General features: G+C 53.3%; 17 protein-coding genes. 6 read left to right on the top strand and 11 right to left on the bottom strand.

Translation table 11 applies throughout. The features are described from left to right. Positions 1-114: 114 nt before the first annotated feature. Positions 115-1,629 (bottom strand): MDR family MFS transporter, encoded by a 1,515-nt coding sequence (locus tag PW844_RS09875; RefSeq protein WP_299450807.1) that lies wholly within the window; start codon positions 1,627-1,629, stop codon positions 115-117. 80 nt (positions 1,630-1,709) lie between these two features. On the opposite strand from PW844_RS09875, the gene PW844_RS09870 reads away from it, so the two are divergent. Continuing rightward, positions 1,710-2,402: a TetR/AcrR family transcriptional regulator gene (locus tag PW844_RS09870; protein WP_299450804.1), complete on the top strand. Its 693-nt coding sequence runs from the start codon at positions 1,710-1,712 to the stop codon at positions 2,400-2,402. Here PW844_RS09870 and nac read toward each other — a convergent pair. From nac to PW844_RS09850, 4 genes are all read right to left on the bottom strand, one after another. Then, positions 2,374-3,285: a nitrogen assimilation transcriptional regulator NAC gene (nac, locus tag PW844_RS09865; protein ID WP_299450802.1), complete on the bottom strand. Its 912-nt coding sequence runs from the start codon at positions 3,283-3,285 to the stop codon at positions 2,374-2,376. The two genes, PW844_RS09870 and nac, sit on opposite strands and share 29 nt — an antisense overlap. Positions 3,286-3,488: 203 nt before the next feature. Continuing rightward, positions 3,489-7,088 (bottom strand): DUF6543 domain-containing protein, encoded by a 3,600-nt coding sequence (locus PW844_RS09860; RefSeq protein ID WP_299450800.1) that lies wholly within the window; start codon positions 7,086-7,088, stop codon positions 3,489-3,491. Positions 7,089-7,307: 219 nt separating this feature from the next. Further along, positions 7,308-7,676 (bottom strand): hypothetical protein, encoded by a 369-nt coding sequence (locus tag PW844_RS09855; protein WP_299450799.1) that lies wholly within the window; start codon positions 7,674-7,676, stop codon positions 7,308-7,310. Next, positions 7,663-8,406, bottom strand: coding sequence for a hypothetical protein (locus PW844_RS09850; protein WP_299450797.1), 744 nt, complete (start codon positions 8,404-8,406; stop codon positions 7,663-7,665). The genes PW844_RS09855 and PW844_RS09850 overlap by 14 nt, the downstream gene beginning before the upstream one ends. A gap of 192 nt (positions 8,407-8,598) precedes the next feature. On the opposite strand from PW844_RS09850, the gene PW844_RS09845 reads away from it, so the two are divergent. Genes PW844_RS09845 through PW844_RS09830 form a run of 4 tightly spaced genes read left to right on the top strand, consistent with a single transcriptional unit; the run spans position 8,599 to position 11,615 of the window. Next, positions 8,599-9,177 carry a peroxiredoxin gene (locus PW844_RS09845; protein WP_299450795.1) on the top strand — a complete coding sequence of 193 codons (579 nt, stop codon included), beginning with the start codon at positions 8,599-8,601 and terminating at the stop codon, positions 9,175-9,177. Positions 9,178-9,192: 15 nt separating this feature from the next. Beyond that, positions 9,193-10,425: a thioredoxin family protein gene (locus PW844_RS09840; protein ID WP_299450793.1), complete on the top strand. Its 1,233-nt coding sequence runs from the start codon at positions 9,193-9,195 to the stop codon at positions 10,423-10,425. Between the two features lie 16 nt (positions 10,426-10,441). Further along, positions 10,442-10,993 carry a sigma-70 family RNA polymerase sigma factor gene (locus PW844_RS09835; RefSeq protein ID WP_299450791.1) on the top strand — a complete coding sequence of 184 codons (552 nt, stop codon included), beginning with the start codon at positions 10,442-10,444 and terminating at the stop codon, positions 10,991-10,993. Further along, positions 10,986-11,615, top strand: coding sequence for an NrsF family protein (locus tag PW844_RS09830; RefSeq protein WP_299450789.1), 630 nt, complete (start codon positions 10,986-10,988; stop codon positions 11,613-11,615). The genes PW844_RS09835 and PW844_RS09830 overlap by 8 nt, the downstream gene beginning before the upstream one ends. 292 nt (positions 11,616-11,907) lie before the next feature. On the opposite strand, the gene PW844_RS09825 is transcribed toward PW844_RS09830, so the two are convergent. After that, positions 11,908-12,972 (bottom strand): SDR family oxidoreductase, encoded by a 1,065-nt coding sequence (locus PW844_RS09825; RefSeq protein ID WP_299450788.1) that lies wholly within the window; start codon positions 12,970-12,972, stop codon positions 11,908-11,910. Positions 12,973-13,072: 100 nt separating this feature from the next. On the opposite strand from PW844_RS09825, the gene PW844_RS09820 reads away from it, so the two are divergent. Further along, a complete protein-coding gene (locus PW844_RS09820; RefSeq protein ID WP_299450786.1) occupies positions 13,073-13,975 on the top strand; it encodes a LysR family transcriptional regulator in 903 nt (300 codons plus the stop codon). Here PW844_RS09820 and PW844_RS09815 read toward each other — a convergent pair. The 5 genes from PW844_RS09815 to PW844_RS09795 are packed head-to-tail and all read right to left on the bottom strand — an operon-like array spanning position 13,972 to position 19,078. After that, complete coding sequence (locus tag PW844_RS09815) at positions 13,972-14,622, bottom strand: methionine ABC transporter permease (RefSeq protein ID WP_084880755.1); 651 nt, start codon at positions 14,620-14,622, stop codon at positions 13,972-13,974. The two genes, PW844_RS09820 and PW844_RS09815, sit on opposite strands and share 4 nt — an antisense overlap. Continuing rightward, positions 14,606-15,706, bottom strand: a complete 1,101-nt coding sequence (locus tag PW844_RS09810) for a methionine ABC transporter ATP-binding protein (protein ID WP_299450784.1) — start codon at positions 15,704-15,706, stop codon at positions 14,606-14,608. The genes PW844_RS09815 and PW844_RS09810 overlap by 17 nt, the downstream gene beginning before the upstream one ends. 2 nt (positions 15,707-15,708) lie before the next feature. Continuing rightward, on the bottom strand, positions 15,709-16,506 hold the full coding sequence (locus PW844_RS09805) for a MetQ/NlpA family ABC transporter substrate-binding protein (RefSeq protein WP_084880750.1): 798 nt from the start codon (positions 16,504-16,506) through the stop codon (positions 15,709-15,711). 23 nt (positions 16,507-16,529) lie between these two features. Next, complete coding sequence (locus PW844_RS09800; protein ID WP_299450780.1) at positions 16,530-17,891, bottom strand: LLM class flavin-dependent oxidoreductase; 1,362 nt, start codon at positions 17,889-17,891, stop codon at positions 16,530-16,532. Then, positions 17,888-19,078, bottom strand: coding sequence for an SfnB family sulfur acquisition oxidoreductase (locus PW844_RS09795; RefSeq protein WP_299450777.1), 1,191 nt, complete (start codon positions 19,076-19,078; stop codon positions 17,888-17,890). Before PW844_RS09795 ends, PW844_RS09800 begins: the two co-directional genes overlap by 4 nt.

Genomic DNA, 19,078 nt, shown 5'->3' with positions numbered 1-19,078 from the left:
TCCTCTCAGTGGTTAAACATAAGGGTTAGCCAGCTCAGTTATTGCCTGTCTGCTGATCCAGGCGCATCGCGATGCGGCATTACTATGCCGCATCAGCGAAGGTGTGAAAAGCGATCAGGCGTCTTTTTTACGCAGCGGTGATTCCGGCATAAACAACGACAGAATAAACGCCAGCAACATCACGCCCGCCGCCATCTGAAATGCCGCATGCACCCCATCACCAAATGCCTGCAAATACGGGATCTGCACATCCATAGCAAGATGGTGGATCGCCTCGGGGTCGAGGCTGTGTGGCAGTTCAGCGCCCTTGTCCACCAGCTTTGTCAGCCCGGATTTCAATACCTGGCTGAACACCGCACCAAACAACGCCACCCCAATGGAACCGCCCACCGAGCGGAACAACGTCACCGAAGACGTCGCCACACCAATGCTGTCAGGTGAGACGGTGTTCTGCACAGCCAGCACCAGAACCTGCATCACCATGCCCATTCCCATGCCTAAAATGCTGGAGAACAGGTAAATGTGCCAGACCGGGGCATCCAGCGTTAGCGTGGTCATCAGCGCCATGCCGATGGTCGCCAGCAAAGTACCGGCAATCGGGAACATACGATACTTACCGGTGTGGCTGATCACACGTCCACTGATAATCGAGGTGACCAGCAAACCGCCCATCAGCGGCAGCAATTGCAAACCGGCCTGCGTGGGTGTCGAGGCTTTCACCACCTGCAAATACAGTGGCAGAAAAGTGACGCTGCCAAACAGCGACATCCCGACAATAAAACCAATCAGGCTGGAGAGCAGAAAACTCCGATTACGGAATAACGTCAGTGGGATGATCGGTTCCCACGCCCGACGTTCTTCATACACAAAGCCAATCACTCCCACCACGCCAAAGGCGAAAATACACCACAGCTGCGGGTCGGACCAGGCATGTACCGAGCCCCCTTCACTGGTGAACAGCGTGACCCCCACCAGCGCCAGGCAGAGGAAAAAGGCTCCAGGATAGTCGATTTCATGTGCCTTGCGTTTGCTGTCGGTTTTGAACACCGCGTTAATCACCAGCAGAGCGAACAAACCCAGCGGCAGATTGATATAGAAAATCCAGCGCCATGAAGCGTGCTGCACAATAAATCCCCCCAGCAACGGACCAATCACCGTCGCGAGGCCAAATACGCCGCCAAACAAACCCTGATATTTACCGCGATCGGCAGGCGGGATCACATCTGCCACCGCCGCCATACTGACCACCATCAGGCCGCCTCCCCCCAGCCCCTGCAAGGCACGGGTAAAAATCAGCTGTTCCATGTTTTGTGCCAGCCCACACAACGCAGAGCCGACCAGGAACAAAATCACCGAGATTTGCAGCACGGGTTTACGACCAAACAGGTCGCCAAATTTACCATATAGCGGTACAACAAGGGTCGAAGCCAGCATATAAGCGGTAACGATCCACGACAGGCGGTCTAAACCACCCAGCTCACCAACAATCGTCGGTAAAGCTGTAGAAACAATGGTTTGGTCCAGGGCAGATAGCAACATGACCAGCAGCAACGCACCCAGCAGCCAGCCAAATGACTGCCGTTTGGTATCCGAGCTGGCGACTGGCTGTACCAGAGAATTGGTTTTCATAGGAAACACCATGTTGAAATTAATTAAATACACAATTAATATTGATCGTAGTCTGGCAGGAAACAAGTGAGCACGCAAAAATGACCGCACAGAAAGTCCCTTTAGACGCAAAATCAGCAAAATCCGAACCGCGTCGTCCCGGCCGTCCACGCGGTGGCGCGATTAACGCGCAGCAGCGAGAACATCTGCTGGATATCACCCTGGCGCTATACGCGGAGAAAGGCATTGGCGAGACATCGCTCAACGCCATTGCGCGCAAGGCGGGTGTCAGTCCGGCAATGCTGAATTATTATTTTCAGTCACGCGAAGCGCTGCTTGATGTGGTGGTTGAGGAGCGTTTTCTGCCGCTGCGACAGCGTCTTGTCGGACATTTTATGCATGAGCCGAGTGACCCTGTCACAACGTTTAGCGCCTTTATCCGCGAGATCGCCGACATCATTGAGACCCACAACTGGTTTGCTCCACTGTGGATGCAAGAAGTCACCGAAGGCCAGGGTGGGTTAGGACATCACATCAAAACCCGCTTTGGACATGCGGAACGCGATAAGGTGAAAGGTCTGATCGAGGGGTGGCAACAACAAGGGCTGCTCAATGCTGACCTGGAGCCGCAGCTTTTGATGACCTCAATACTGAGTATGGTGCTGGTGCCGTTTACCCGTTTTGCTGGCGATCCTGCTTTCAACCGCGAAATGATTGTGCAGCATACCCTGAGCCTGTTCTGTAACGGGATGCGGCCTGCAACCATCAAACCAGCGAAGTCAGGCCAGCAGTAAGTTCAAGCAACAGCTCACGTACCGCCGCAGCGGGCTCCGACAACGGTGTGCGATCGGAAATACATAAGGACAGAGTCTGACTAATGACCGGTGCGCGAATGGTACGGATCACCACGTTGGGCGAACCCACCTGAATCTGTTCTGCTATTGCTTTTGGCATGATGGTGCAGCCAAGACCCGCATACACAGCACGGGCAATACTATTCACCGCCTCCAGTTCACCGATAACATTGAGGCTTTGATGATGTTGATAAAAAGCTTCATCGATGGCACGGCGGACAAAGTTATAGGCAGGTGGCAGCAGCAACGGGAGTCCGGCGAGCTGGTTAACCCGTATCCCGCCATCATCAGCGTCGAAAGCAACATCAGCCCGGGCGACAAGACAGAAAGATTCTTCCAGCAGTGGTTCATAATGCAGACCTTTGATGCCACCGCGACCATGCAGCAACGCCATCTCCAGCCGACCATTGGCGATAAGTTCGCTATAGGCCTGCCCGACACTTTCCACCAGATGCAGTAATATCCCCGGATGGCGTAAGCGCATTTCATTCAGCAAGGGCACCGCCAGATTTGCCGCCGCACTAAATGGCGCCAGGCCAATGGAAACCCGGCCCGATAGCAGCTGCCCGGCGCTCAATACATCCACTTCCGCCTGTCCAAACTGACGCAGCATGGCGTTGGCATGACCGTACAGTACCTTGCCGGCTTCGGTTGGCACCACGCCCTGCTGACTGCGAATCAACAACTGGCGCTTAAAATGCTCTTCCAGCGCCACTAACTGCTGGCTGAGCGCTGGTTGCGCAATATGTAATGCATCTGCCGCACGGGTAATGCTGCCCATATCCACAATAGTGATGAAGGACTTCAGACGCCGGATATTCATATTACCCTCATGAACGATTAACGCCTGTTCGGCGATTCAATCAGGCAGTGGCGACTATATCGGCTTTACTTTTACGAGGGGTAAGAAGAAATGCCTGTCGCCAGATAGGTGTTTTATATGAATATCTTTACCAAAGCCGATACATCCATTCTGACTGGAGAGACTTTGGTATCAGGTCAACTCTTCAGTCCTGTCAGACACTGTTACTTTTCGGATCTGAAAGGTGAGTTGATCGAACCATCAGGATGGGTTGTGCCGGGAATCGCCTCCCCCATCTCGGAAATACAGAGAGTAAATGAGTCCGCATTTTCATAAAATATTTCACGCCTGAAAGCATGATTTTCCCTGAGTCGGGTATCTGTAATCACCGAAGAATGATAAAGCGGATCAATTCTTTCCACCAGCTTACCATTTTTTATATGATCACCTCCGCCGGTAATGAAATCACTTCCCCAATCTCCCCGGGAAAAAAGAATTGAGTTATCGCGTCTGCCCATCAGTGAATTGGGGCCAGTCCCGCCATAGCGGGGAGTCGGATAAATTAAATCCGGGGACGGTTTACCATCAATTAATACACTAGGATGAAATAGTTCATGCATCCAGGCTTGATTCTGTGAGTGCTCATCTAACAGCATGAACCGTTCGGTGAGACCGATATAATTTTCGTCATGATGCCAGGTAGCCACAACATTTTGCCGACTCTTCTCTGTAAGCATCTCATAACGGATGCTTTTATCATTCCGTAACGCCCATTGCGCACGCTCATATAAGGCATCAATGCGTTCAGCGGTTCTGACGATATCCACATTGGTCAGCTGTTCCAGATATGAGGCAAATCTGTTGCTAAGGTCATAGCTTTCCAGCGTTTTAATATCATGCAGTAAAGAACGCATCTCGTTCAATTTCAGTTTCCTGACCTTGACCAAAGCAGAGGCTATTTTACCTGTCGGGACTTTGGTTTCATCAATCATGTAAAAACGCTTTGATTCATCCAGCTTTATATATTTTTTTATCTCAGTAAGATCAATATCTTCAAAGCCATTAAATCCGCCCACGGCTTCACGGAACTGTTCAGTGCGTTTAATATAACCTAAATGAAGAGAGAGAATCTCTCTTCCTTTCGGGGTATATAATACATCTTTAGCCTTCAGCAAAGTAGGAATGGCCTTTTCCATCGCGCTATTAAGCATTTGTGCGCGCTGATGACTGAGTTTATCGAGTTTTTTCAGACCTTTTGCCAGGGTCACAATGTTATTGGTTGGCACAACTACATAGCGTTGCCAGAAAGAGAGATTTAACGTTTCCAGCCTTCGGGGGGATGTTGAATCCACCAGGGATTCAGCTTTAACGCCTTCTTCTGCTGTGGCTGCCGCTTCCGCGACGCCCTCTGTTTCCATTTTCGGTGAATATTTAAAAATATTCACCTCATCGGAAACAAAACGGCTACCGAACCTGATACTATTGCCCTCCTTCACGCCAACACTTTCCACAGCAGCGATACCATCAAATAAGATGGCCGCTCCATCCCAAAACAGGTTTTTTATGGCTTTTTTACGTTGAGCATAACTATCTCCATTAATGGCCTGATCCAGGTCGAGGCTCGCTTCGGCGATATCCATGCCAAGGAAAGTCACTGCTCCGACCGCAGGCGCAACCACGAAAAGTAATCCGATAACACCTTTTGCCGCCTGTAAATTCATTAAAACCTGTTGCTTGAGCACCTCATTATTAGAAGTCGTCAACACCTCACTGTCGCTTAATATACGTTCTTTCATCCTGTCGCGTAGCCAGGTAAAAGGATCACCATTTATCGTTTTTGGTCTGATGTTAATACATTCACTGCCCCACCTGCCCTCTTGTATTTTTCTCATTGCGGAAAGAACACCGTTCGTCAGCATGCCATCCTGACGGTTCAGCAGGGTAAAATGCCCCGCCAGTGTTTCACATTTTCTCGGGTCGGCAATCTGATTGATGAACCATTGCTTCATCTGACTTTCATTGTCGAATTCCTGATAGTATTTATCAAGAGATGGAAGATAGACAATAATTTTGCCATCACTTCCTCGCAGGATAAAAATATTACTGGCTTCATAACCATTAATATCAAAGGTTATCAGCGAAGCCCCCAAACCGACACCCATTTCCTGTTTCAGTGCTGCCAGCGAGACAGCTGAATTTTTTAGCACATTGCCAAAAATTGCGCCATCCAATAGCTTTAACCCTTCCGGTGATAATTTCCCGGTTGCGCACTGCTCCATAGCTGCACTGATTGCCTGCCCCTTAGCCAATAGCCTGACTCCCGCTGAATATTTACTCCAATAGTCCTTTTGTTTCTGTTTAAATTCGTTGGAAAAATCAATACCGATAACGACATCTTTAAAAGCCCTGGGGGTTAAACGAACCTCATTTCTTTCGTCATAGTATTTTGCTGTATTGTTTGCTGTATAAATCCCGTCACTGCCATTAAGGGTGTCATCATTCAGCCGCTCTTCGGCATTGAAGTTTTCCATTGCCTTTTCTGTCAGTGTTAGCGATTTATCTGGTGGCCCGACATGATCCCAACCAGTGACGGTTTTAGTAGAAGAACCCGCATATTTAAATTGGTGATAATAAATACGGTCAGGATCGAGATCTAAAAGACAGCATTTCTTTAATGACGTTTTCAGTTCAGTGGAAACAAAGGAAAAAATATCCTGGTAGTTATCAATCACTTCATTGGTGATATTGACGTAAGTTTTCCACTCAACCAGCCAGTTTGTACCATTGTGGGCATTGATCTTAATGGTGGACTGCTCAATCAGGCTGGCATGGGGTGGCACCGTGCTAACTGCAGTTGTCGGGGCAGTGATTTCACGCTTTTGCCGGGCGAGACCAGGAATATTATTCTGCAACATCATCGCTCCCCAATCTCTGAAGCGGACTGGAGGGGTTGCCGCTTCGACACAAAATCCGGCTGTCACAGGAGGACGCACATTCCCTGCGGTCTGTTCAGGTATGACTGGTGGTCTGTTTGCGGCTTCCCTCATCCCCTGCTGAGAGAGATGGTGTCCCATCTTTGCTTTTCGCAACAACAGCCCCAAATCGGTCTTATCATCCACAATCCACTTTAACGGATTCAGCCCGTCATAGAGCGAAGAAAGCCATTTAGCGGCTGGGATGATCTGGCAGCACCTTGCCCGGAATAATGTTTTAATCGCTACAGTTATGGCAGAGGCGATATCGGTTCGATTCGGCACCAAAGAGGCGAAAAAATTGAGCAGTACAATTTCTGGCGCGATAAGTGTGCAAGGCAGTATGGCTCGCCCCTCCTCCATCAGTGCTTCCCCCTCTCTTGTCAGCGCTCTCCCTTGTTGAAGTACCACAACCAGTTGTTTGAAAATTGCCTGATTCACCTCGACGGGTTTGGCCATGGCCACACCCGTGATATCAAAAAAATCTTCAAAAATTTTTTTATGTTGCAAATTTGACTTTTTTTCTGGCGGCGGGAAAGGTGAGGGTGTAAATAAATGATTAAGTAACTCCCGGTTTTTCTTTATATTCAACAGCCGTAACGCCCGACTGAGAAAAATATAACGCTCGTAGGGTATGATTTCTGCACGATAATCATCAGAAACTTTATCAACTTCCGGCATGATACGTGATAAAACAGCTGAAATCTCCTTATTCACCGAGTGCGACAACGGTTCAAAAGGTGAATTCGTGACCTGACAGATCCAATTCATTGACCAATTATAAGTAGAAATAACCTGATTAAAATGCGAATTTACTTTAAACAGGGATGAGTTGCTAATTCCTTCTTTCATCAGAAACTCCTTTTATAGATAGATTTTCTATCCGGCAGAATCAGCTTAGTCGTACCTGAGCAGAACCGCACCAGCCCTTAACGTATTAAGTTATACGAATCATCTTATAAGTGGGTAGTAAAACCGGCGTTATTGCGTGAGTGAATGGATATGATGTGCGAGGCAGATCGGATGATAAACACGCCACCAGGATGGAGGCGTGTTTATCACTGTTCGATGTTATTTTTCAGTTCTGTCAAGAATGAGATAAGCCGGTTGGCACATACTACCGCGCTCCTGAATCCAGTAATAATCCATATCGGTGACATGGTCGTTCAGCCCGGCATCGACACGCTTCACTTCCAGGCGCAAGCCTGCCATATCGTTATAAGTTAGCCCTGCCTTGACGATAAATTTATATTTAACGCCCTTCTCTTCTTCGAAGGATTTAAGATAAGGTGTCATCTGCTGTTGGATTTCTTTCAAACAGATAACTTCGTTATTAATCTTAAATGGCTCCCCAGCTACACCGTCAATCGGCGCAGCGAAAGCAGATGCTGATGCCAGCGCCAGCAAGGTGGGCAGAATTATTTTATTAATAACACGCATTATAATTGCCTCCATTATTGCGCACGCACTTTAACCCTTCTGATTCATAGGGTGGTAACACAATTGGCTTTGCATCGGGTCGTGAAAGGTGAGGGAGTGAGCTGATCAGAGCAAAAACACACTGATTTAAGACGTTACCGACCTCCGCTGCCTTGTTGAGATAATCATTCGTTACCCGGTCTCTTCGGTACATCTCCTGCTTCCGCATCTCTTTTGGAAATTCGGAGAAAGGACGCCAGTCCTGCGCATCACGCCATGCTTTATATGGGGCAAGTTGTGTTTTATATTGCTGGCGACAATCTGAATTTTCTATTGCTGCCATATATTTGTTGTTGCTGACGCCATAATCAATATAATTACTTTCGGCCAAACCCCTATCAAGAGAGTCTTCAGCGTAGGTAGAAATTTCTTTCAGAATCTCCTGGGTCATCTGAGGATTTTCTTTCATATCCTTCGCAATCAATGTATGGACCAGCGACATGTCCTTCGCTTCTGTCCATTTAATCATTGGGACTTTCGGTACATCAACAATATCTGAGTTCGGATTTTTGGGGAAGAAATTAGCCACACCCACGCCCATCGTCACCACAAAAATAAAGAAACTCGCAATCGCTGCGGTGAGAAAGGTTCTGAATTTTCCACGGCCTTTATCACGGCAACGATTCGCTATCTTCTTATAGCTTAAAATCGTGATTGCAATACAAATGACGATCACTACCAACCCTTGCATGCCTGCTCCTTTGGAAATATATCCCGATTAAATTCATAAAGGTACACATCCGTGATATCGGCATTTGTTGCCGGGTCTTTAACGCACCCCTGTAAAAATCTTTTCACCTGACCGAAACTTTCCCTGCTCATCCAGCGAACTGATTAACAGAGTCGAAAAACCGGAACACCCTCAAACCCGCAGGAGCAGATAATGAAACCCATGAAAAACCTCGTTCGTACCCTGACCCTGGCTGCCGTACTGGGCCTGTCCGCCACCGCAATTACCGCGCAGGCCGCACTACCCGTCGGAGCCAAAGCACCCAACTTCGAATTGCAGGGCGCTCTGGCAGGCAAACCGCTGACCTTCTCACTGCAACAGGCGCTACAGAAAGGTCCGGTGGTGCTTTACTTCTTCCCGGCGGCGTTCAGTAAGGGTTGTACTCTTGAAGCGCATGATTTTGCTGAAGCCACTGATAGCTTCAAAAAAATGGGGGCGACAGTGATTGGCGTGACTGCCGGTAACACCGACCAGGTCAGCGATTTCTCCAAACTGGAGTGCCGCGATAAATTCACAGTAGCGGCCGACCCGGGTGCCAAAGTCGCGGCAGAATACAAAACCACCATGGAGATGAAGGGCAAAACCCTGTCTGACCGTACCTCCTACGTCATCGCACCAAATGGCGACATCCTGCTGAGTTATACTGACAGAAACCCGGACACCCATATCGAGAAAGCACTCGCCGCCGTGAAACAGTACAGCGACGCACATCCGCAAACCGCGACTAACTAATCGACGAGGCCAGCGATGTTAACCGCCATGCTGGCCGCCTTTATTGGCGGCATCATTCTCAACTTTATGCCCTGCGTATTTCCGGTGGTGTCACTGAAAGCACTGGGCCTGTTACGTCATTCCGATAACAGCGCCAGCGCGCGTCGTGAAGGTCTGGCATTTTTACTCGGTGTTGTCGTGACCATGATGGCACTGGCGGGTATTCTGCTGGCGGCACGCGCCGGTGGCGCAGCGGTTGGCTGGGGTTTTCAACTGCAATCACCGCTGGTTATCGCCCTGCTGGCGCTGGTGATTCTTGCGGCGGCACTCAACCTGCTTGGCGTGTTTGAAGTCGGTTTGTCAGTGCAGCAAGTGGGCGCAATCGACATCGGACGCGGTGCCTTTGTGCGTTCGGCCCTGACGGGTGCACTGGCGATTATTGTCGCCACCCCCTGCGCTGCACCTTTTATGGCCAGCGCTATCGGTTATGCGCTGGTCCAGCCTCCTGCCGTTGCGCTGGTGATCTTCTTTGCCCTTGCACTGGGTTTTGCCGCTCCTTTTACCCTGGTGTCACTGTTTCCGGCACTGGCAAAATTCCTGCCACGCCCCGGCGCATGGATGGATATTCTGAAACGCGGCCTCGCATTTCCTATGTTCGGTGCTTACGCCTGGCTGGTGTGGGTACTGGCGCAACAGTCAGGTAGTGGCGCGCTGGCAACCTTACTGGCTGGCTCGGTAGTGTTGGGGTTTGCCGGGTGGTTATACGGCATAGCACAAAAACGCCGCTTCGCCGGAAAAGGCCACAAAGTCCTGTTTGCCGTCACTGCCGTCCTGGTGATTGCGGTGCTTGCTCCGCTGCCGGGGATGATCAAATCCGGGGCGGGGCTGCCGGGTGACCAGGTGGCAGCAACCATCACCCAGGAAAAATGGACGCCACAAACCGTTGCGGCAGAGCGTGGTCACGGCAAAGCCATCTTTGTGGATTTCACTGCATCCTGGTGTATAACCTGTCAGGTTAACCAGAAAACCACGCTTTCGACCCAGGCGGTTAAAGACGCACTGGCGAAAACCGGTACGCTGTATATGGTAGCCGACTCAACCAAATTTAATCCCGATGTCGATGATGCCCTCGGACAGTTTGGTCAGGGTGGTCTGCCGATGTACCTGGTGTATCCGGCCGATGGCGGACCGCCAAAAGTGTTGCCGCAGGTGTTAACCCCCGGCATCGTGGTTGATGCGCTGACTCAGGCAGCGAACAAAAAAGCCTGACCCAACAAGGCGGAATATGGATACAAGCGATACCGGGCGCGACAGCTGGCCTGCACTGATGGAACGGGCGCAGGCAGGCGATCAGCTGGCGTATACACGCTTGCTGCAAGCACTGGTGCCGGTGATTCGTTCGCAGGTACGAAAACAGCTCGCTGACGACGCGCTGATCGAAGACGTGATCCAGGATGTGCTGCTGACAGTGCACCGGGTCCGTCATACCTATGATCCCGCTTATCCCTTCTTACCCTGGTTGATGGCGATCATCTCAGCGCGCGCCGTGGATGCATTGCGCCGCCGGGGACGTCATCAGCGCTGGGAAGTGGCAGAGGAGCATCTGTCGGAAGCATCCGCCCCGGCGGATACACAACGTCAGGATTCACAGGAAGAGCTGGCGGGATATTTGCGTCAGCTGCCTTCACGCCAGCGGGAAATTGTCGAACATGTCCATTTACGTGAAATGAGCCTGACAGAGGCGGCAGCGCATAACAACCTGAGCGTCGCAGCGGTGAAATCGCTGTTGCATCGTGCGCTGATCAATCTACGCCGCTTTGGAGCACATCATGACTGATCATAACCTGTTGATTGAAAAACTCAGCCAATCAGTGCAGCCGGTCAAACGTCCGCGCGCCACGGGCTGGCGGGTGCTGACCTGGCTGGCTGGCGCATTGCCCTGCGGCGTGCTGGCAAGTTTTCTGGTGCAACGAAGCCTCACTGACTGGTCACAACCGGGTGCACATTGGGCAATGCTACAACTGGCACTGGCCTTTGTGCTCGGCACGCTGGCTATTCGTAGCGCCTTTACGATGAGCATTGCCGGACGTCGCAGCATCAGCTGGAAAGCCTTATTGCCTCTGGGTTTGCTGTGGCTGGCGTTGAGTATTCTCAACATTCCGCGTGTGGAGCCGCCGTTACATGTGGGCGATGGCACCAACTGCTACACCTTTTTGCTGGTGGTCAGCACGCCAATGATGGTGATGATGATTGCCAGCCTGCGCCGTACCCGTGCGCTGCATCCGGTGCGCAGTCTGACGATGGCGGGCTTTGGGGTTGCCTGCATGGCGGTAACCTTGCTGGCCTTTTGCCATCCGGTGCATCTGCATAAAGAGGACTTTGTGATGCATCTGGCAGCGATTGTTACCATTGTGGCGTTAACGGTGTTGCTGGGGAAACGCTGGGTGGCGATAACGTAAGCTGCTTCATAGCCTACTTCTCCTTGACCCGAAGGTCCGTAAGAGGCTACTCCAAACGCGTGTGGCATTTGGAATGTGGCCTCAGTTTAATGTAAAACGTCCTGCAAGACGTCATATGTTAACTGGGGCTTTTCTCTTTCTGCCGTTGGCAAATGCTTAAGGCAGAAAGCCTCAAGCACCCGTCGCGATTCTAATCTAACCGCCTGACTTATCCCACATTCTTATCTCATCTGATCGCGCTAACCCGCGTTTTATCTGCGTTCTGGGATCCGTGACAGATTCTTATGCAACGTTATGGAATCACCCGCTCTGCCTTCAGTTTATCGAACAGCTGAGTAAACGAATCCAGTGTGCTGCGATACCCGATAAACCCGGCCTTACGGCTCTTGCTCATATCCGTGAAAGCCTCCATCGGACGGCCCAGATCGGCATCGGTGTGCCACCACGAGGCAAGTTTGTTGATATCGGCTTCGCGTAAGCCATCACGCTGCGCGATCTCACGCCATGCTGCCGCTGCATCCTGCATCCGCCCTTCCAGCGGCATCATCTGCGCCGGATACGCTGCTGCTTCGATACCGAAATAGCTCGCCAGTCGCGGCCATAACCAGTTCCAGCGGAATACATCCCCGTTGACCGCATTAAAATCCTGATTAGCCGCAGCAGGAGATGTCGCCGCCCACAGCAGTTGCTCCGCCAGCAAACCGGCATCGGTCACATCCGCGAGACCGTTCCATTGCTCCGTCGAGCCGGGGAAAATAAAGGGCCAGCCCTTTTCACGGCACAGCGTGGCATACACTGCCAGCGTCTGGCCCATATTCATCGCGTTACCCAGGGCATAGCCGATGATGGTATGGGGACGATGCACGCTCCAGCGGAAGCCAAATTTCTCCGCCCCGGCAAAGACTTCATCTTCCTGCGCGTAATAGAAATTATCGACTGGCTGACGCCCTTGTTCCTCACGGAAAGGCGTGACCGGTACGGCCCCTTTGCCATAGGCTTCGAATGGACCGAGATAGTGTTTCAGTCCGGTTACCAGCGCCACATGCGCCCCCTGCAAACGATCGCCCAGCGCGTTAATCACGTTGCGTACCATGCCGCCATTAACGCGAATGTTTTCTTTTTCATTCTCCTGACGCGACCAGACGCTAAAAAACAGCGCATCCGGTTTTACCCCGGCTAACACCGTATGAACCGCTTCCGCATCGGTCAGATCTGCCGTCAGACTGCGGCATCCCTCCGGCACTGCCCCACGTCCGCGTGACAGGCCCGTCACCTGCCAGCCCTCGCTGATCAATTTCTCCGCCAGCGCACGACCAATCACACCGCTGATCCCGACAATTAACGCCTGCTTTTGCATTTCAATTCTCCTCAGTTTGCGTAATCATTAGCGTAATAGAGAATTTAATTCCCATCTCTGGCATTAATTCACATCATTCACAACCTGAGTTCATGAATAGATGCACGATCAACGTCTGAAGGACATCGTCCCGTTTGTTGCCAGCGTGGAAAGTGGCAGCTTTACCGCAGCAGCGGAACGGCTGCACCTCACCGGTTCAGCGATCAGCAAAAGCGTCACCCGCCTGGAGATGCGCCTTGGCTCGCGTCTGCTGGAACGCACCACACGTAGCCTGAAACTGACGGACGCCGGTTCCGCTTACTATCAAACCTGTATCCGCATTATGGAGGAACTGGCGGAAGCTGAAGCGGTGCTGGCGGCGCAGCGCAGCATTCCTTCCGGCCGGTTGCGGCTGGCTGTGCCCAACACCTATGGCCGATTGGCGGTGATGCCGCAGCTGTTACCCTTCTGCCTGCAACATGAGGAGCTGGAACTTAGCCTGAGTTTCTCCGATCGTTTTGTCGATTTGTTCGAAGAAGGGATTGATGTGGCGGTGCGCATTGGTGATACCCCGGATTTGCCTGCCTCGCTCGGTTATCGTCAGATGGGACGTGAACGAATGGTATTCTGCGCCGCGCCAGATTATCTGGCACGTATCGGACGACCCACCGATGTCACCGGACTGATGCAGCATCGGGCCATTATGTATGAACGCGTTGATGGCAGCACCAAACCCTGGCTGCTGCAAGCGGAGGACGGACATCTGCAATGGCGCAACGTACCGCATCGCATGGCGCTGGGTGATGTGGATGCTCAGGTACAGGCGGTCTGTGCCGGGCTGGGAGTTGGACAGATGCCTTCATGGCTGGTGCGTGAGCAGCTGGCGCGCGGAGAGCTGGAAATTATCCTGCCCGAACATCAACCCGATGGGCTGGCGCTGACCCTGGTCTGGCCGCGCCGCAAACAATTGTTGCCGAAGGTGGATGCGTTACTCAGCGCGCTCAGTCAGTTGCCCATTCGTTAACGATGATTCAGCCGCCGGGATAAGCGATCACCAAAGAATTGCAGCAGGGTAACCAGTGCCACCAGCACCACAATCACCGTCAGCATCACCTGCATATCAAAGCGCTGATAACCGTAGCGATAGGCGAGATCGCCCAGACCGCCTGCACCAATCGCGCCTGCCATCGCGGAGGCGTTAATCATCGTCACCAGGGTGATAGTAAAACCGCTGACGATGCCGGGGCGGGCTTCCGGCAACAAGACGTGCCAGACAATATGCCAGCGATGAAACCCCATCGCCTGCGCCGCTTCAGTCAGCCCTTTATCCACTTCACGCAGGCTGACCTCGGCAATCCGCGCAAAAAAGGGTGTCGCCGCCAGCGTCAACGGCACTGTCGCCGCCCACACGCCATAGGTGGTGCCAACCACCCAGCGGGTAAACGGAATCAGCGCTACCATCAGAATCAGAAACGGGATAGAGCGAAACAGATTCACCAGCCAGCCAAGCAGACGATTCAGCAGCGGATTGGGGAACAAGTCGCCTCGCCCCGTCACCACCAGGATCACCGCCATCGGTAACCCCAGCGCCAGCGCGAATAGCGACGACACCCCGACCATTAACAAGGTATCCAGCAATCCGGTCCACAAACGTTCAAAGCCCAGTGACATAACCTGCAATCTCCAGTTGGTCTGCCATGCCGTTCAGCGCCTGCTGCACGTTCGGCGCGTCATGACGTACATCCAGCAGCACCAGCAGCTGGCCGGTGGGTTTATTTTCCACCCACTCAATAGCGCTAAACAGCAAGGTTACTTCCCCCGCGACGCGCTGGCTGAGTGCACCGATATCCGGTAACGCGCCCTGCCCGGTATAGCGCAGCCGTACCAGCAAACGTGAATCGGCCTGCTGACGTTGTGGCGTAAGCAATGGCACAAGATATTCCGGCAGCGCCTGATATTGTGGGTTGAGCAGCTGGCGGGTGGTTTCGTGTTGCGGATCGCTATACACCTGCCACACCGGACCACGTTCGATAATCTCACCCTGATCGATCACCGCCACCTGATGGCAAAGATCGTGCACCACGTCCATTTCATGGGTGATCAGCACGATGGTGATATGGCGCTGCTGATTAATTTTCCTGAGCAGCGCCAGAATGGCGCGGGTGGTTTCCGGGTCGAGTGCCGAGGTGGCCTCATCACACAGCAGCAATTCCGGGTCATGCACCAGCGCGCGGGCAATGCCGACGCGCTGCTTTTGCCCGCCAGAAAGTTGCGCGGGCCAGGCGTGCTGGCGCTGTTCCAACCCCACCAGTGCCAGCAATTCATCAACTTTGCGCTGGCGTTGTGCAACGGGCACTCCGGCCACCTTCATCGGCAGCTCGATGTTTTCCCGTACCGTTTTCGCCGACAATAAATTGAAATGCTGGAAGATCATGCCGGTGCGGCGTCGCCACTGCACCAGTTGGCGATCGCTCAGTGTGCCAAGGTCGATACCATCGATAACCACCTGCCCGGCCGTCGGCGCTTCCAGCCGATTGAGGCAACGGATCAGCGTGGATTTACCGGCTCCGCTGCGACCAATAATGCCGAAAATCTCCCCCCGCTTAACCTGCAGGTTGATATCTTTCAACGCCTCCTGCGTCTGCCCGGCGTAGCGTTTCGTTAAGTCGCGGATCTGCACATGCGCCTTGCCCGATCCCTCGCGCGTCTGTTCCAGCAAGGCATCCTGTTCGCCGGGCAACGTCAGGCTGACCATGCTTACTGGCTCCAGCCTGGCTGGTACAGCTTGCCGTAGAAACTGTCCAGTTTGGCGCGCACCACTGGCGAGTGTTGGTAGATATCGACAAACTTCGCCAGACGCGGATCGTCCTGATGACCGTCGCGAATCACGAACTGAATGACATACTCCGGGTGTTCCAGGCCATCAAACAGCAAGGCTTTTTCCGGATCGATGGTTTTCGCCAGACGCAGGTAGTGTGGATAGCCCTGCGCGAGGTCAACTTCATCCAGTGAGCGCGACAGCTGCACCGCCTCAACTTCGATAATCTTCAAATCTTTTGGGTTGCTGGCGATATCATCAACGGTGGCTTTGAGACCGACGCCGGGTTTTAAGGTAATCAACCCGGCCTTTTGCAACAGCAGCAGACCGCGTGCACCGTTAATCGGGTCATTGGCGATGGCGACCGTGCCACCCTGCGGGATTTGGTCCAGCGAGGTATGCTTTTTCGAGTACAGGCCGATGTTATTGATGATGGCAGGCGCGTAAGGCACCAGATGGAAACCGCCCTCTTTGTTAGCGTTTTCAAGGAAAGGTTTATGCTGGAATAAATTGACATCGATATCGCCATTTTCCACGCTGACATTGGGTGCGGTCCAGTCGGTAAACTCCACCAGCTGGACATCAAGCCCCTGCTTTTTTGCTTCAGCAACGGCGGTTTCCAGCGGCGGAGCAAAGGCTGCGGTAGTGCCGACTTTTAACGGGCCGCTGTAATTAGCAGCACTCGCTACCGAGCTTACAGCCAGCAACGCAGCGGCCAGTTTTAACGCAATTTTCATAGCAATTCCCTGAGGTCAATGGATTAACGAAGGTTGGTCGCAAGCCGCCAGCGTGCCGCCGGATGGCGATCGGGCAGACGGTCCTGATGCTGAAAAATCTTTTTACGCATTGAACCGGGTTGATAGGCGGTTTTATAGCGTTCACGCTGCTGAAGTTCTGGCACAACTAAATCAATAAAATCCTGATAACTTTGTGGATTGAGGATGCGCGTCAGGTTGAAACCATCAATATCCCCTTCGTCGATCCAGTTGATCAGTTGCTCCGCCACCTGCGCAGGGTTACCCATCACCAGCGGATAACGGCTGCCCATCGCGTGTTGCTCCAGCAGACGCCGACGTGTCCAGCCGCTGTAGGCTTTGCTCACTGATTCAATCGCCCGCGTGTCGCCGCTGGTAATCGGCTCATCAAGCCCGAAAGCGGCCAGATCCATGCCAATCGAACTGGAGAAGTGAGCGATCCCCGCCTCTGGGCTGGCGTAGGCGAGATAGCTGCGATACTTCTCCTGCGCTTCGCGTTCGGTAGGGGCGACAATCACGCTGACACCCATAAAAATGCGTAGATCCTCAGCCAGCCTCCCGGCATCCACTGCAGCCTGACGCAGCCGCTGAGTTTGCTGACGCATCACTGCCGGGGAGCTGGCATTAACAAAACTGCATTCGGCATGACGCGCCGCAAATTGCATCCCGCGTGCCGAGCTACCCGCCTGAAATAATAACGGCGTGCGCTGCGGCGACGGGCTGCTCAGGTGATAGCCCTGCACCTGATAAAACTCGCCCTGATGGTTTATCTGATGAATTTTCTGCGCATCGGCGTACAGCCGTCGTTGCCTATCCACCACCAGTGCATCGTCCTGCCAGCTGCCTTCCCACAACTGATACACCACATCCAGAAACTCATCGGCCTGATCGTAACGGCGATCGTGGTCCAGTAACTGGCGCTGGCCCATCGCGCGGGCGGCGCTATCGAGGTAGCCGGTGACAATGTTCCAGCCAATGCGCCCCTGCGTCAGATGATCGAGCGTCGAGAGACGGCGGGCAAAAGCATATGGCGCTTCATAGCTCAGGTTGGCCGTGACGCCGAAACCCAGATGCTGTGTGACGCTCGCCATAGCGGAAACCAGCATCAGCGGGTCGTTCACCGGCAACTGAATCGACTCGCTGGCCGTGAGATCAATACCCTGCTGATAAACGTCGTAGACGCCGAGGATGTCGGCGATAAAAATGCCATCAAATAAGCCGCGCTCCAGCAGACGGGCGAGATCGGTCCAGTAGGTCAGTGAATTGAAATCGACGGAACGATCCTGCGGATGCGTCCACATACCGTGATGGATGTGGCCCACGCAGTTCATATTGAAAGCGTTCAGCAGAATCTGCTTGTGGCTCATAATGTCCCCCGACGCGGCGGTAACACGCCATTCAGCAGATAGTTACCAATCGCCGGATATTTCCAGCGTACCGGGTCATGCAGGGTATGAGTGCGCGCATTGCGCCAGTGACGATCAAGATTGTGTTCACGCAGGCTGGCACGTGAGCCACCCAGTTCGAACAACAAATTACCGGCTTCCAGCGCCACTTCCGTAGTCCACGCCCGTGCTTTCGCCACCTCGACCGACGCCGTCGCCACGCTTTCTGCCGTGGGTTGTTGTTGTGCGCTATCAACAGCCTCCCCCGCCAGTGCCAGCAACGCATCACCCGCGGATAGCCGCGCCGCGAGGCGGCCGGTGCGATCCAGCGTCAGCGGATCGTCAACGGCACGTTCAACGCCGCTGTCCGGCCACGGACGTGCCCGCTGCCGCAGAAAATCCAGCATGTCGTTAAAAGCCGCCCGCGCGATGCCCTGATCAATGGCCGCATGCAGGATCTGGGCAAAGGGACCAACCGTCGTGGGTCGTTCAAAAGCGGTCTGGAATGGCACCACATCAGCCGCGCTGACGGCGACATCAACAAACTGTACGCTGCCGCTACCGGTGGTGCGTTGACCAAAGCCGCTCCAGTCATCAATAACGCTGACGCCCGCCTGATGGCGCGGGACAAACACCAATTGTTCTTTATCGTCATCACCGCGCGCAGCGGTGGGGATACGGTCCGCAAATAACGCGCCGGTGGCGTAAAACTTGCTGCCGTTGAGCTGCCCAGCGGCGATGCGCGTGCTGCGCTGATGCGCCGTTGGGGAACTAAATTCCGCCAGCGCATTACCCAGATGCACGCCCGCCAGCACTTCTTCATACAAGCGCTGCTGCTGCGCCGGGCTGCCATTAACGCGCAGCACCTCCAGCGCGTAGAAGTGATTTTGCGGTACCTGGCCGATGGCAGCATCCGCCTCGCTGACAATGGCAACAATCTGCGCCAGCAACCCCGAGGGGATGGCGATGCCACCATAGGCCCGAGGCACGGTAATCGCCCCCAGACCAGCAGCGAAAAACTGCTGTAACTCAGCATGGGGCAACTGGCGTTCACGATCACGCAACGCGGCATCGCGTCGGTACTGTGCAGCCAGTTGCTGCGCTGCCGCCAGCGCCTGTTGTGCATCAGCAAGGTGTGCAGCGGGTTGTTTGGGCTGAACCTGGGTCAT

It is taken from the genome of Pantoea sp., assembly GCF_028283705.1.
Classification (GTDB): Bacteria; Pseudomonadota; Gammaproteobacteria; order Enterobacterales; family Enterobacteriaceae; genus Pantoea.
The sequence above is the reverse complement of the archived record's forward strand: the minus strand, read 5'-3'. Positions and strand labels throughout refer to the sequence as shown.